The sequence below is a fragment of the Curvibacter sp. Hmag1.1 genome (assembly GCF_059769165.1).
Genome location: NZ_JBMBGX010000002.1, coordinates 3150365 through 3165495, shown reverse-complemented (window position 1 = coordinate 3165495; position 15131 = coordinate 3150365). Strand labels below are relative to the sequence as shown.

Here is a 15131-nt window from a genome sequence, read left to right as displayed (position 1 = left end):
TGGTTGGATGCAGGGAATGACAGACCAACTGTCTGTTCTCAAAGCCTTGATGAAACGCTACCAGCAGGTGCTTCAACTGGCATGGGCCGCCCGCCACGAGATAGCAGGGCCAGACCGACTGGCAAGTGAGCGCGCCTTCATGCCAGCGGCTCTCAGCTTGCAGGAAACCCCGCCCCATCCGGCACCCCGGCGCATCATGGCCATCATCTGCACCTGCGTGGTCGCAGCGCTGATCTGGGCAGCGTTCGGCAAGATTGACGTGGTGGCTCTGGCACCCGGGCGTGTCATCGTGAGTGAACGCAGCAAAGTCATACAACCCCTGGAGGCTGCCACCGTCCGGTCCATTCATGTCCAGGATGGCCAAGAAGTGCAAGAAGGCCAGCTCTTGATTGAGCTCGACAGTACCCAAGTCGGAGCTGAGCATTCACAGAACAAGCAACAGTGGCTGGCGGCGAACTCCGAGAAGCTACGCAGTCATAGCTTGCAACTGGCATTGAACTCAGGCGTTCAGCCTGCAATAGCCGAGCAGCAAAGCTCTCTGTGGTGCGCAGCCACCAACATCGAAAGCTGCGCGCCATGGCAGACCTTGCGCCAGCAGTTGCAAACCGAATGGCAGGACATTCGCAGCAAGCGGGAAAGACTCGCTGCCACCGTCCAAACGCGCGACAACCAAATCCAGGTCAGCAAAGCTGCGATCAACCGTTTGCAATCATTGCTAGTCACCCTGAATCAGCGGGAAGTGGACTACGCAGCACTGGCCCAACAAGGATTTGTGAGCCAACACGGCCTGCAAGACAAAACCCGGGATCGCCAGGATATTGACAACGAACTGCTGAGGGTTCGTGCTGAGCTGACAACCGCCATGTCAGCGCACCAGGAAGCGCTCAAAGAACAGAACGCCTACCTGGCAGAGATTCAGAAGAGCCTGGCGCAACGGCAATTCACTGCTCAGCAAGAAATTGAGCGATTGGCCCAGGAACAGGTGAAGTCCCAACAGCGCCTAGAACTGCTCCAACTGCGCTCGCCAGTGAAAGGAACCGTCCAGCAACTGGCAGTCTTTACCGCGGGTGGCGTAGTCACCCCTGCACAAGCCCTGATGGTGATCGTCCCTGCTGCGCACGACATCAGCGCAGAAGTCATGGTGGCGAATAAAGACATCGGATTCATCCATACAGGCCAAAAGGTGCGCATCAAGCTGGAAACCTTCAACTTCACCCGATACGGAACGATTGATGGGGAAGTCACTTGGGTGAGTGCAGACGCGTTAACCCGTGACCCACAAAACTCTAATTCGGCGAATAACCCGGCGAGTAATGGACAGGCACCGCTGGCTTATTTTCCGGCGCACGTGAAATTGAATAAGCAAACCATTGATATCGAAGGGAAAACCATGCCGGTGACACCAGGGCTAAACATTACTGCAGAGATCAAGACAGGGCGTCGGACGGTATTGGATTACTTGTTAAGTCCGATTCAGAAAACGATTGATGAGAGTGCGGGGGAGCGGTAATTTCAAATTCAAAAATATAGCAATTTATATCGTGAATTTTTTTCAGTTATTGAGTTCAAGAAATTATAAACAAACTAATTGCCAGTGCAGTGATTTTCGAATTAAGTGCTTGCAACTTCAATTTGGAAAAGTCTCCTCAATTGGGCGCTGTTATTGAAGATGTGAACCTGGTCCTTTATTTCAGTGATGGCGATTTCGATTGGAAGGGAGTCGGTGACTGGGTATTAATCGATAGTGGTGAAACCCTACAAATTGACCGAAAAAAATTAGCCCACTGCAAGAATTAACAACGGATAACTGGAATGACATATTTCTCACTGCAAAAAAGAATCGTCATTTGAGCAAAGGCGAAAAAATGCAATTAGACAGGATTAATGGGGTTGCCTGCCTTAAAGAGCGATGTGCTTTTCTATATGCTATTTGCCCAAAGCATGAGCTAGTAGCACGCGGTGAAAAGTGCACTACCTATTCGTTTGAAACGTAAATCAAGTTCGCTAAGAATGAAAGGCTGAAATTAGTCATGAAAACAATAAAACTTCATCAATATCTTTTGATTCTTTTTTTGTTTATATTCATTTTTACAACTTCAGGTCTAAGAGCAGAAGAGAATGAAAACAAAGGATCAGAGAAACGTAGTCGTGTTTCTGATGAGCTAAATAATTACAACATCTTTCCGTGGGAACTACTAAAGAAGAAAGATTTTCGCGGTAAGTGGATTCAATTTTCACGAGAGAAAAATCTTCCAACTTGGATAAGGTCAATGAGTTTTGCATCTTCAAAAGACGCAAATTACTTTTGCTTTTCAAAAATAGGTAATGGGGTGGTTTACACAGGAAATAAAGTGCATGATGGAAGCGAGAGTGTGAAAATTGCCTATTTCCCCCAAAGGAACATTATTCTACTTATTGTGGAGAAGGATTATGAATTAAAGGCGAAATTTAGTAGCGAAAAGAATATACCCCCAGTAGAAGATTTTAATAACAAATTGTGTGAGGAGATCTAAGATGGAAGCGCCTGTAAGCAAAGATTATTATGACGCCATTGCTCGACGAGAGTCGGGGCTTAGGGCACCTCTTGATTCGCCGGATCGGTATTCGACTGAAAATCAGTTTGGATATTTAGGTAAATATCAGCTAGGCACTGCTGCATTAAAAGAGGCAGGTTTTTATTTGGGAAAGGTTGATAAACAGTATCAAAATTGGAGTGATGATTCATGGTCCTTCAAGGCGGAGGTATTCGGCGTAACGAATAAAGAAGAATTTCTCAGAAGCGCGCCAGCCCAAGAGGCAGCAGTTCGTTCGTACACGGATAAAAACTGGACGTACATTCAAAAATATGGTCTAGACAAATTCATTGGTTCAGAAGTTGAAGGTGTACAAATCACTGCCGAAGGACTTCTGGCAGGAACTCATTTGGTGGGGATAGGAGCAACAATAGATTTTGTAAAGAATAAAAATGAGAAGAAAGACGCGAATGGAACCAGCGTCAAGTCTTATATGAAAATGTTCCCACCTCCTTCGCCCTATTTGGCAGAAGAGCAGAAACTACGAAGACAAAACTCGGAAATAGATAGCGCTTTGATAGCGTCGCTTTCCTTTAGTCAACAGCAAGAATCTGGAACAAACACTTCCAATCAGGCCCAGAGTGAGATCAGTCGCCTAGCACGCGCACAGCAAGCTGCTGCTGATGCAGCAGCACAGTCTGCCCGCGAAGCATTCCGTGCCAGCGAAACCACGTATACAAATTCCTCTTCGCCCAATTACAGCCAATGGTCCTCTTCAGACTACAGCGGCAATAGCAAGAGCGAGATGGGCCGCGAAATCTCTAGCTTGACGAATCGTTATGGATCATCAAGTACCGGTGACCCTATCGTCATCGACCTCGATGGCAACGGCATAGAGCTCTACTCCCGCAACAACAGCCCGGCACAGTTCGACTTCGATGACGATGGCTATGCTGAGACCACCGCGTGGGCAGGTCCCCAGGACGGCATTCTGGTCATCGACGAAGGCAACGACAACCAGATCACCCAAAGCAAAGAGATCGCCTTTGCCAAGTGGACAGCCGCAGAAGGCGACACCGACCTCAAAGGGCTGGCTGCCACCTTTGACAGCAACCACGACGGCGTACTGGATGCCCGGGATCAACGCTTTGCCGACTTCAAGGTCTGGAAAGACGCCAACTCCAACGGAGTGGTGGACGCCGGAGAAATGCAGACCCTTGCCCAAGCCGGCATCAAAAGCTTCAACCTCAAGGTCAAAGACGGCACCAATCTGAGCCTGGATGACGGCAGCGTGATCCACGGCCTGTTCGACATCCAGCGTGCTGACGGAAAAGTCATCCAAGGTGCAGACGTATCTCTTGCTTACAACGACCTGGGCTACCGCACCCGCACCGATGCAAATGGCAATACCGTCGTCGAGTTCGAAAGCGGCAGCGCACTGCACTACCGCAACATCGGTGCTTCAGAAGGCAATGCCAACTTCAACCTGGGCACTGACACCGACACCACTCTATGGGTAGGTGCCAGCGGTAACGCCGGCGCCAACATTTTGAGCGCCAGCAGCAAAACTACCGAAGTCTTGTTGGATGGCGGAGCTGGCGATGACATCCTGCTGGGCGGATCGGGTGACGACATCTTGCTTGACGGTGAAGGTGCAGACCAACTCCAAGGCGGTGCGGGCAACGACCAGCTGTTTGTAGACGGGGCGGACCTTGCGGCTCTATCTGCCCTCACAGGCTCCGCCAAAGCCACCCGCATCAATGGCGGTGACGGATACGACAGCCTGGTGGTGCTGGACAACAGCCAGTTGAACTTGGTCGCCGACGACATCAATGTCGAATCAGTATTGGCAGGCAGTGCCAACGACAGCATCACGGGCAAGAACAATGCCGTCAACTACGTGTTTGACGGTGGTACAGGCAATGACAACTTGACCACTGCGGGTGGTGAAGACGTGCTGTTGGGTGGTGCCGGGAACGATACCCTCAAGTCCGGCGCAGGCGCTGACGTGTTGTCCGGTGGCGAGGGTACCGACCGTCTGGAGGGCGGAGCCGGTGACGACGTGTACGTACTCAACCGTGGCGATGGCGCAGACCGCATCCTCGATTACGCAGAAGACTGGTACAAGCAAAAGTACAGCTACCAGGAGCAAGTCTCCTACAGCGAGCAGTACAACTATTACGAAAGCGTCTACCACACCGACGGCAAGAGCGGCAGCTACGTCAACGAGCTGCGCAGTGGATATCGAGCTGCTACGCGCATGGAAGATCGCAATGGTTACCGCGACGTCTTTGGTGAAATCGATGGTGGCATTGACACCCTGCAGTTTGGGCTGGGCATTTCGGTGCAAGACTTGGTTCTGTCCCGCGTGGGCGAGGACATGGTGGTCTCCTTGCGTGCCAGCGACAACGAGAACGCCCTTTCCGCTGACAGCGTGACTGTCGAAGGCTGGGCTGACACCAAGAACCGCATTGAGAACTTTGCTTTCACCGACGGCAACTTGCTGGACTTCAGCCAAATCGTCAATGCCCAAAGCGGCATGGGTGCCAATGACACCTTGAGCGGTACAGCGGAAGGCGACTTCATGTCCGGTGGTGGTGGCAACGACACCCTGTCCGGCGCTGCTGGCAAAGACATCCTCGTGGGTGGCACCGGAGATGACAGTCTGGACGGCGGCGCAGACAAAGACTTCCTGTTTGCCGGTGCAGGCAATGACACCCTGATCGGAGGCGATGGCAATGACTACCTGATTGCCGAAGCGGGTGACGATGTGCTGGAAGGTGGCGACGGTGACGACGTGCTGGTCGGTATGGATGGCAACGACACCCTGCGCGGCGGGGCAGGCAAAGACATGTTGCTGGGCGGTGTCGGGGTTGACATCCTCCAAGGCGGTGGCGGTGACGACACCTATTTCTACTTCCGTGGAGACGGTAAAGACCAGATCTTTGACAACCTCGAACATCAGGAAACCTACCAGGAGCAGGTGTACACCGGTCAGGTCTATGAAGACTACGGCAAGGGCGGTAACTGGGTAAACCAGTACCGCACAGAGACCCGGGTGCGCACCGTACAGGACGACGGTGGCAAAGACAGCCTGCAGTTCGGTCAAGGCATCGTGCTGGACGATCTGTTCTTCGCGATGTCGGGCTCTGACCTGGTAGTGGGTTTGCGCGAAGAGGCAAACACCTTGCTCGCTGACATGGACGACCAAGTCACCATCAAGCAGTGGAACAACGTCAAGAACCGGATTGAGACATTCGGGTTTGCTGATGGCTTGAGCCTGAACATGGGCAACATCGACCAGGTTGCCAGTGGCTATGGAGCTGATGACACCCTGACCGGACATGCCGGCGGTGACCTGCTCTCCGGTGGCGCCGGCAATGACGCCCTCAATGGGTTGGGCGGCAATGACTATCTGATCGGTGGCGCTGGCAATGACCAGTTGAACGGGGGTGACGGCAACGATGACCTGTTTGGTGGTGCTGGCGACGACACTCTGGAAGGTGGCGAAGGCGTGGACTACCTGATCGGTGGCTCCGGTGCTGACACCATAAATGGTGGCAACGGCAACGACGTGATCACCGGTGGTGCCGGCAACGACATCTTGAACGGTGGCCGGGGCAACGATGTGTACCACTTCAACCGGGGAGACGGGCAAGACACCATCAACGAGGCTGCGCTGGGTACAGAGACGATCCAAGAGTCCTATACCTACACCGAGCAAGTCTTGCAGACCCAGTCGGACGGGAAGAGCAGCTACCAGGTCTGGGTGAACGAAACCCGCACCGGCTACCGCTCGGTGCTGCGCGCCGTGGAAGGCGGTGAAGACACTCTCCAGTTCGGACGCAACATTGACATCTCCGACATCATGCTGGAGCGAAACGGAAGCGACATGGTGATCTCTCTGCTTCCGCTCACAGGTACGGAGGTGACCGACAGCATCACCATCAAGGGTTGGGACACTCCTGAGTATCGGATTGAGAACCTGCGTTTCATCAATGACTTCGCTGTAGACATCGGCGATATTGCTGATGCCCGTAAAGGCACTACTGGCAACGACGTCTTGACTGCAGATACCAACGTGGCCACTTGGCTGGGCGGCGGCGCCGGCAACGACACTCTGACCGGTTCGTCCGCAGCTGATATCTTGCATGGCGCTGCCGGTGCGGACACTTTGAACGGTGGCACTGGTGACGACGTGTACATCTTCGGTCGTGGGGATGGTAAAGACATCCTGAATGACAGCGGAAGTGCGGGGGTTGGAACCGACAAGTCCCGCCCGGGTGGCGACAAGCTGCTTTTCGGCACCAACATCACTATGGAAGACCTGGTGCTCCAACGCTCCGGCGAAGACATGGTGGTTTACCTGCGTGATCGTAACAATCCTGAAGGCGCCTTGTCGGCATTGACCGACTCCGTAACCATCACAAACTGGTCGAACACCAACAACCGGGTGGAAGTGTTCCAGTTTTTTGATGGCAAAGACTTTGATGTCTCGGGAATCACCAACACCTATTTGGGCCAGGGCGGTGCGGACATCGCTGACACCTTGACCGGCTCCGCGGGTGCTGACTGGATGGATGGCTTTGCAGGCAATGACACCCTGCGCGCCGGTGCCGGTAAAGACTTCGTGCAAGGCGGCTCCGGTAACGACACCATTTACGGTGAAGCGGATGACGACTTGCTTTCCGGCGGTCTGGGCAATGACACCGTCTATGGTGGAACAGGCAACGACATCGTGGTCGGTGATGCTGGCAACGATTCCCTGTTTGGCGATGAAGGCAATGATGTGCTGGCTGGCGGTAAAGGAGACGACATCCTCAACGGCGGCGCGGGCGATGACTTCATCATGGGTGATGCGGGCAATGACACCTACCAAGCCAGCACCGGGTTTGATACCTATCGCTTCGGCTTTGGGGATGGTAACGACACCTACATCGGTAGCGAGCAGGCAGACATCAATGGAACCGACGTGATCCAGTTGGAATCCGGCGTGACCAAGGAGTCTCTCTGGTTCGAGCGGGTCGGCAATGACCTGACCATGCGCTTGCTGGGTGCCACAGACACCATGACCTTCAAGGATTGGTACTACAGCGACGACGCGATCAAGCGTGCACAAACAGACACTGCCCAGCGCTATGTGTACGGCTTTGAGGTGAACGGTGAACTGCTGACCTACAACAAGGTGCAAACCTTGGTCAATGCAATGAACGGCTTCACGCCCAATGACGGTCAGTCCGTCTATGGCGTGAATGCGGTTGAGTTGCCGGGAAGCGTGCGTTCCGCCGTGAACTCGGCCTGGGTCTCTGTGGCTTAAGGGTGCCCATGTCTCAAAACACCGCGACAAGCGCGGGCGCAGCTGCGCCTGCTGTTCGGGCCGACTCCCCCAACATGACCATGCTGGGGGAGATCGTGTGGCTCATGGCGCACTCTCCACTGCACAAGGGTTGGCCCATGGCCAGCATCTTCCAATGGGTGGTGCCGGCCTTGATGCACAAGCAGTGCCGTTTGTATAAGCGCGACGGACGGCCCGTGGCTTACGTGGCCTGGGCCCGTATGTCAAAGGAGGTGGAAGAAGGCTATGTGCTCAATCCCCGCAGCCTGAACCCCAAGGACTGGACCAGTGGAGAGCGTGGCTGGATCGTGGATTGGATCGCCCCCTTCGGGGACAGCGCATTGGTCATGAAAGACCTCCGCGAAGGCTTGTTCAAAGACGAGGTCGGACGCGCGCTGCGCGTCAAGCCCGGCTCAGATGAGATGCAGATCATCTACATCCACGGCGCCAATGCTGCAGCCAAAGCCCAGGATCCGAACCTCAATCCCCCCGTGGACCTGGAGGGAGCCTCAAAGCGCGCAGAGCATCGAGCGCAGTTGAATACACCCGCAGCGGCAGCCTAGTTCAGTGAGCACCATGTTAGATCGCTCAGTCGTCGTTACCGGTTGGGGAGCAGTGTCCGCCTATGGATGGGGCGTCCAACATCTAGCACCTGTGTTTGCAGGAAAAACTGCTGTGGCCCGTCACCGCCTGAGTGAACTCCCGGGCGCTACTGATCTTTGGGCCGCAAAGCTCACACAAACTCTTCCCGAAGGAATGTTTGACCGACGGGTTGAGGATGCAGACCGGGTTACCCAAATGTCCGTGTTCGCCGCAAATCAGGCGATGCAAATAGCGAGACTTGATCCGGTCCATGTAGGCATGCTTGGTTGGGGTACCGGTTTCGGAGGTGCTGCCACTCTGGACGGAGCCTATCAACGTTTGTACCTTGGGCAACATGACCTCTCCGGCAGGGTTTCGCCATTGACGATTCCAAAAGCCATGAACCACGCCAGTGCAGCGAGCATTGCGGCTTGGGCAAGGTTGGATTGTCCGGTCATGACCTATTCCAATGCCTGCGCTTCTTCAGCGGTGGCCATTGGCGAGGCCATCTTGGCCATTGCCCAAGGTAGGTGTGACGTTGCCATCGTCGGAGGATCTGAAGCCTTGATAGTGCCAGGTGTCGTCAAAGCCTGGGAGTCATTGGGCGCTTTGGCAAAGTCAGTGTCTAACCAATCCCACATGGATTGGCATGGCCCTTTTGATCAGTTTCGCAACGGCTTTGTGTTGGGTGAAGGCGCAGCGTGTTTGGTACTGGAAAGCGGGAGTCATGCGCAAGCGCGGGGAGCTCAGGTCCTTGCGCATTGCCTTGGATATGCCCAGGTCAATGATCCTGCTTGTGTGACGCACCCCCATGCGGAGCCGCAATTGCGCTCCATGTACGCCGCACTCCAGCAAGCGGGTATCAAAACCCATCAAGTCGCTTATGTGAATGCGCACGCCACCGGAACGCTTGCTGGTGACGCCTCAGAAATCGATGCCCTGAATGCTTTGTTTCAAACATCGGACGCATTGGTGAGTTCCACCAAGGGCGCGACAGGACATCTGATGGGTGCTGCAGGAGCGATGGAGGCAATTCTTTCCATCAATGCCCTGCGACTCAAGAAATGTCCGCCGAACACTGGGGTTCGCAGGCTTGATTCGCGAATTCGTTTCAAGGTCCCACTTAAATCTAAACCATTACAACCACTAGGTGTTTGCCTCTCCAACAGCTTTGCCTTTGGGGGAACGAATGTCTCACTTGTCTTCAAAAGCCATGAATGAATTGACCCTCACCACTCCCACTGCTCGTGACGCACTTGCCAAGTTGATTTTCGAAACCCTGGCCAAGCGAATGAGGAGGCCAGTCGAAGAGCTCAACTTGCAAACCAGCTTTGAGTCTTTGCAGATGGATTCGCTGGACCTCGCGGAGATGCTCTTTCTGCTGGAAGAAGAACTCAAAACGACCATACCCTTGGATCAAGGGGTGAAGCTGCAAAGTATTGGTGACGTTCTGGAACTGGTGACGAATACCCTGCAAGAGGCGTCGCTGAAAACAGTGACTAGCCCTCAACAGTGATGTGGACCATATGCATTTGGACTGAACTATGACGGAGATGATCCCAACTAGCTTCACAACGTCGAGCAGAACTCAATGCCGAGGTGTGCGTAAGTGGGAGGCTGCGTTTGAACTTCTGCTCGTAGGTGTCCCGAAGGCCCAGGGGTGCATTCATCACTCGGTACCACCCGAAATGACCTCTCTTAGTGGGGCGTCGAAATGACAGATTTCAGTGATGCACCAAGCACCTTGAATCTTTCCGGTGCATCTGGTGGTTTCCGAAAATCCAAGCGCAGTCGACCCTTGAGGAAGATCAAGGAGAAGTACTTTCGTGCGCCGTTGGAGGTACGTCTGCAGCGTTCCATCATGACGGTCGCCTTAACTCCCAAAGCGCTGAAAGCGTTCACCATATCGGGCCCCACATTTGTGGTAATCGGGATTGTCCGATGGGAACTGGAGTTCGGACTCTTAACGATCGATCCAAACGGAGACTATGTGCGAGTCAATGGCTCTTACAAAGAGCTACTGGACTCCGCAGACGTGAGAGCGGCGATCTTCCGAGCCAGTCAAAACTGGAATGCACCTACAGATAGTGAATTTCATTTGAACGTAACTCCGCCAGTCTCCGATGACGAAAGTCTGAGCAAGGAAGCGCCATCAGACACTGCGAAGCAGAAAGTCTTTATTGATTCCTTGAGTCTTGTGTTCACTTCGCCCGATGCATCTCCCACAAAGCATCTACTGAAACCATCTGTTGTCGGTACATCCGAACCCCAAATAAGACCCTTAACCGGTACGTTTGTTTTCAACCTGACCGAATGACCATCATGCAATCTATCAAGCTGATAACTCAAGCCATTGCTTTATCGACAATCACTGCTGCTCTTCTGGCTGCATGTAGCGGTGGCGGCAGCTCCACCCCAAGCGCCCTATCCGGCACGGTAATCGATGGCTACATTGAGGGCGCCAAGGTTTGTCTGGATGTCAATTCCAACGGAGCTTGCGATACAGGTGAACCCTCAGCTACTTCGGACAGTGGAGGCAAGTACAAACTGGATACGGGAAGCATAGACACCAGCGGACTGAATGTCATCGCGGAGATTCCTGAAACGGCCAGAGATTCTGATGACGGTGGCTTGACCTTGCTCGCAGCAGGAAAATCTGCCTACACCATGGCAACATCAGCGGCGAAGCCATCCGTCGTGACCCCCATTACTACGATGATCGTGGGCAAGGTCAAAACAGACAACATTTCCTCTGCCTTTGCCAGAACACGGGTGTTGGAAGAATTGGGTCTGCCTTCTGACACCAATCCACATGATGACCATATCGCCTCGGGCAATGGCGTCGTCCACGGAGCCGCACGACAACTGGCAGCGCAACTTCAACAGGCGCAAAAGGATTTGCCAATTGGCACAACGGCACAACAACGTCTGACAAAACTCCAAGAAACCATCAAGACGGCCCAAGACGCAGCCGGGTCCATTGCTTTGGAGTCCTCGGACGTCAATCCCTTGAACATGCCGGCGACTCTCTCCAGTGTGGCAACCGGCAGGCTCTTCGCTTACAAAATGCCAAGCGCATTGGGTAAGCAGATCCATGCCACAGCCATGCTGTTCACTCCAAATACTACGATGCCGCAGGGTGGTTGGCCTCTGGTCGTCTTCGGTCACGGGACCGCAGGTGTAGGACAAAACTGTGCGCCGAGTGTGACCATAAAAGCCACCGGCACATGGGGATATGCGGACCTCGTGGCGTTGCTGGTTTCAAGAGGTATTGTGGTTGTAGCTCCAGACTATGAGGGACTGGGTAGCACCACCATGGGGGTAACGGCTGGTCACCCCTATCTTGACCTTGGCAGTGCCGGGCGCTCCATGGCACTGGCAGCTGTTGGCGCCAAGAAGCTACTGACCACACAGCTCTCAGGCGCGTGGGCGACGATGGGTCACTCCCAGGGTGGGCATGCCGCCTTGGCAGGTGCCCAATTCGCTGGACTGGCCAAGAAACAAGAGTCAAGCTTAAGCTACAAAGGCGCCATCGCCATTGCCCCGGCATCTAACTTGAAATCGTCGCTGAACATCATGTGGGCAGGTATTCAAAACAGCTCGGCCAATCCTGCAAACTACACAGCAGGCTATGAAGCGGCGGGAATCAGCAATCTTTACGCGGCGTACTTGGTCAAGGGAACCGAAAGCACGCCAACACCGGTATCCAAAAATAGCGTGTTCGGCTCAAGAATGCTGGCTGTCTATGACGACAAGGTAGCGACGCAGTGCCTAGTTGAATTCACCACGTCCATCACCAATGATGTCACTCAATACGCGGCAATTAGCGGTGCAACACCAGCTGGCTATTCCGGTGTCATCAATTCTGCGATCAATACGCCGGCCGTCATTCGGGTATTGAATATGAATGAGCCGGGCCAAGTGAAGCTGCCCGGTAACACCTTGATTGTTCAAGGATCTGCAGACACCACGGTGCTTCCTTCCAGCACTCTAACCTTGCTGACCACTATGCAGTCCAAGGGGTCGCAGGTGTCATTGAGCTATCACGAAAGTAACTCTGCCACCCATGGTGGCGTACTCAGCATCCCTGCAGCTCAGACCGCGGTCACCAACCATCTTACTAACCTGTTCACAGCCCACTAGTTGAACTGCCAGACAGTACATCCAGCACAAGTAGTTGGTTGTACTGCACTAGCTCTCAAATTCACCCTTCGACCTAGCGTAAATCTAGACTGGAATAACTGATGAATCGCTCAGATCTCATCCAACAACTTACAAATGCTTTGATGAAAGCGACAAGAATGACACCGAACTTGCAGTGAGTCTGATCTTTGAAGAAATGGCCAATGCGCTAACAAAGGGTCGCAGGATTGAGATCAGTAACTTCGGCGTACTTCAGACACGTACTCGCCCCGATACAACATGCCGCAATCCCCGAACCGGCGAAAAGCTGAATAGGCGTTCCACACGAAGTATCCGATTCAATGAAAGAAAGAAAGAACCTCCGAATTCGACTCTCGGGTAGCAATTTGCAGCAGGTTGTATGTCTAGAGACTTAGTGGTGGCTATTCAAGATCTGCAGCCGTCACCTTTGAAAAGGGTTCCGTTATAGGCGACGGCCTTAACGGCGTTCAGTTCACTTTGTACCCAATGACCCATGAGATTTAGAACTAGAAGGAGAAATTGAAAATGCCCGGTGCATATGCCCATATCACTGCTGTTAACAAAGCAAAAAGTCTTGCCAGAGAAAAGCTAAGTAAAGAAAGCCTCTACGCTCTTGGCACTTGGTTCCCCTTTGCTGAACTCGGTTGCGTGAGTCCGGACTATCCCTATTTGGGAGGTCCAGGGCAAGGGTATTGGGCGGACCAGATGCACTACAAGAACACGGCTAACTTGCTTCGAAATGGTATTGATGCCGTGCAGAAGCTGCATGGCGTCGAAAGAGAGAAGGCAACCAGTTGGCTACTTGGGGTGGCGTGTCACATGACTGCCGATATGACCATCCATCCCATCGTTGAGGGTATTGTTGGCCCCTATGAGCACAACAAGGCAGCACACCGCCTATGCGAGATGCACCAAGATGCACTCATCTTCAGCACGCTGGACCTAGGCGACGTCGGACTCACAAAACACCTGAACTCTGGCATCGCGAGTTGCTGCGCTCTGGATAAAGGACTCATGCTGGACCTGACGATCAATCAAGTGTGGCTCCAGATGCTCAATGCGACTTACTCTAACCCAGAAAAAGAGGGTGGCCCACAGGCAAGGCCCGACCGGTGGCATGCGGGTTTTTGCACGGTTCTCAAAGGTGTCGGCGCCACTACGAAGCTATTTCCATTCGCCAGGCACGTAGCCGCAAATGAAGGTTTGATGTATCCGGAGCTCTCACAACTGAACAAGGTTTACACAGAAAACCTCAAGACTCCGGAGGGAGTGATGAATTACGAGGATGTCTTCAATCAGGCCTTGGCCAACATCATCCTTGTGTGGGCTGGAATCGACCACGCATTGACCAGCACGAACATGTCATTCTTGGATGGCCTGGAAGACTGGAACCTTGACACAGGGAGATCTGTGTCGACAGGCAAGTATGTGTTTTGGAGGAATTAACAATGAGAAAGAAATACTGGCTGGTTGCAGCCACTTCGACAGTCTACCTAGCGTGTTCGAGTGCTCAAGAGCCGCAGCAGATGTTTGACAAAGCCTCTGCGCTCACAAAACTGACGGCGCACGTAGATGCCGCTGTGCTCTACAGCCCTACAGGTAAGTCCGAGAGTGACAAAACGCTTCTCGATAAAGCCTTTGCAGACAACCCTACTCTCAAGCAACAGTTAGGCATTGACATGCTTCTTTTGCAGCGCGGAGAGAAAGGCGTCGTGGTCTTGTTGTGCACCGAGGGCGGGGCAAAGGCCCTACTTGAAGACCTATCCTGCACGTCAGGAATGGACAAACATCATTGGAGGGATGAACCTGACCGCATCTGCGCATTTTCGTTGAATCCTGCAGGCTGTCCATAGCTGATTTACGTTACACAGCAGTTTCCACAGAAGCCTGCTGCGGTAATGGTGCCTGTGGAAGCTTGACAGTAGGAAGGTGCTGCGTTTGCGCTACTTTTTGGGCGAATGCAATGTTGGAAGACCGCTCCCGTACAAAGCGCAGGTCGACGCTTGAGCAGAGCAGTCACATTTAACTGCTCATAGGTTTCTTTTGAATTGGAAGGCTACTTCCGAGAGTTAGAGGCCTCAATAAACGATGCAGATCAATAACGATGGATTTAGAGATTTACCGCCAGCAAAATTGAGTATTTGTCCCTTGGTAGACAAAGTCACATGTTGAATTGACGTGCAATGTTTAACTTACCACCCTAAACGGGAGACTTTAAGTGGACGATATCAAACCAATTGCATTGCACAAACGACAGGGTAAACACCCGCTTGTTGTTTCTTTACGGCCACTGAGTCTGCAAAGTATCCTTGTAAATCCTCAAGGGTACAGAGTCATTGGAACCGTCCGGCGCGGCATGAATCTAGGCTTGTTGGCTATTGCCCCGGATGGAGTGTTTGTGCGCGTAAATGGATGGTATGTAGAACACTTGGTTCAACGCGCAGTACGCGAAGCAATTTGCAAGTGCCAAGACCCGCACCCAATCAGAACTCGGTTGATTGCAGCCTCAAGACGAAACAGAATGCCGATGGCAATGC

At 53.2% G+C, this 15131-nt stretch carries 11 protein-coding genes; all 11 read left to right on the top strand.

The window, feature by feature from the left end; all coding sequences use genetic code 11:
* Positions 1–16: 16 nt before the first annotated feature.
* The 11 genes from ACOAP0_RS15445 to ACOAP0_RS15395 all read left to right on the top strand — a co-directional run bounded on the left by ACOAP0_RS15445 (position 17) and on the right by ACOAP0_RS15395 (position 14447).
* On the top strand, positions 17–1510 hold the full coding sequence (locus ACOAP0_RS15445) for an HlyD family type I secretion periplasmic adaptor subunit (RefSeq protein ID WP_498377126.1): 1494 nt from the start codon (positions 17–19) through the stop codon (positions 1508–1510).
* Between the two features lie 520 nt (positions 1511–2030).
* Positions 2031–2513: a hypothetical protein gene (locus tag ACOAP0_RS15440; protein ID WP_498377125.1), complete on the top strand. Its 483-nt coding sequence runs from the start codon at positions 2031–2033 to the stop codon at positions 2511–2513.
* An 826-nt stretch (positions 2514–3339) separates the two neighbouring features.
* A complete protein-coding gene (locus tag ACOAP0_RS15435) occupies positions 3340–7830 on the top strand; it encodes a calcium-binding protein (RefSeq protein WP_498377124.1) in 4491 nt (1496 codons plus the stop codon).
* A gap of 8 nt (positions 7831–7838) precedes the next feature.
* A complete protein-coding gene (locus ACOAP0_RS15430; RefSeq protein WP_498377123.1) occupies positions 7839–8411 on the top strand; it encodes a toxin-activating lysine-acyltransferase in 573 nt (190 codons plus the stop codon).
* A gap of 112 nt (positions 8412–8523) precedes the next feature.
* Positions 8524–9651 carry a beta-ketoacyl-[acyl-carrier-protein] synthase family protein gene (locus ACOAP0_RS15425; RefSeq protein ID WP_498391460.1) on the top strand — a complete coding sequence of 376 codons (1128 nt, stop codon included), beginning with the start codon at positions 8524–8526 and terminating at the stop codon, positions 9649–9651.
* Complete coding sequence (locus tag ACOAP0_RS15420) at positions 9644–9946, top strand: phosphopantetheine-binding protein (RefSeq protein ID WP_498377121.1); 303 nt, start codon at positions 9644–9646, stop codon at positions 9944–9946. Before ACOAP0_RS15425 ends, ACOAP0_RS15420 begins: the two co-directional genes overlap by 8 nt.
* A 198-nt stretch (positions 9947–10144) precedes the next feature.
* Entirely contained in the window at positions 10145–10747 is a 603-nt protein-coding gene (locus ACOAP0_RS15415) for a hypothetical protein (protein WP_498377120.1), read from the top strand.
* Between the two features lie 5 nt (positions 10748–10752).
* On the top strand, positions 10753–12573 hold the full coding sequence (locus ACOAP0_RS15410) for an alpha/beta hydrolase family protein (RefSeq protein WP_498377119.1): 1821 nt from the start codon (positions 10753–10755) through the stop codon (positions 12571–12573).
* Positions 12574–12667: 94 nt separating this feature from the next.
* On the top strand, positions 12668–12955 hold the full coding sequence (locus tag ACOAP0_RS15405) for an HU family DNA-binding protein (protein ID WP_498377794.1): 288 nt from the start codon (positions 12668–12670) through the stop codon (positions 12953–12955).
* A 164-nt stretch (positions 12956–13119) separates the two neighbouring features.
* Complete coding sequence (locus tag ACOAP0_RS15400; RefSeq protein WP_498377118.1) at positions 13120–14040, top strand: zinc dependent phospholipase C family protein; 921 nt, start codon at positions 13120–13122, stop codon at positions 14038–14040.
* A 2-nt stretch (positions 14041–14042) separates the two neighbouring features.
* The gene (locus ACOAP0_RS15395) at positions 14043–14447 is read left to right on the top strand and encodes a hypothetical protein (protein ID WP_498377117.1); all 405 of its coding nucleotides are present in this window, start codon (positions 14043–14045) and stop codon (positions 14445–14447) included.
* Positions 14448–15131: the final 684 nt, after the last annotated feature.

Excerpts from the sequence above, each read along its gene's own strand:
- ACOAP0_RS15415 (WP_498377120.1), top strand. The coding sequence starts at position 10,145 with ATGACAGATTTCAGTGATGCACCAAGCACCTTGAATCTTTCCGGTGCA.
- ACOAP0_RS15445 (WP_498377126.1), top strand. The coding sequence starts at position 17 with ATGACAGACCAACTGTCTGTTCTCAAAGCCTTGATGAAACGCTACCAG.
- ACOAP0_RS15410 (WP_498377119.1), top strand. The coding sequence starts at position 10,753 with ATGCAATCTATCAAGCTGATAACTCAAGCCATTGCTTTATCGACAATC.
- ACOAP0_RS15395 (WP_498377117.1), top strand. The coding sequence starts at position 14,043 with ATGAGAAAGAAATACTGGCTGGTTGCAGCCACTTCGACAGTCTACCTA.
- ACOAP0_RS15420 (WP_498377121.1), top strand. The coding sequence starts at position 9,644 with ATGAATGAATTGACCCTCACCACTCCCACTGCTCGTGACGCACTTGCC.
- ACOAP0_RS15400 (WP_498377118.1), top strand. The coding sequence starts at position 13,120 with ATGCCCGGTGCATATGCCCATATCACTGCTGTTAACAAAGCAAAAAGT.
- ACOAP0_RS15430 (WP_498377123.1), top strand. The coding sequence starts at position 7,839 with ATGTCTCAAAACACCGCGACAAGCGCGGGCGCAGCTGCGCCTGCTGTT.
- ACOAP0_RS15440 (WP_498377125.1), top strand. The coding sequence starts at position 2,031 with ATGAAAACAATAAAACTTCATCAATATCTTTTGATTCTTTTTTTGTTT.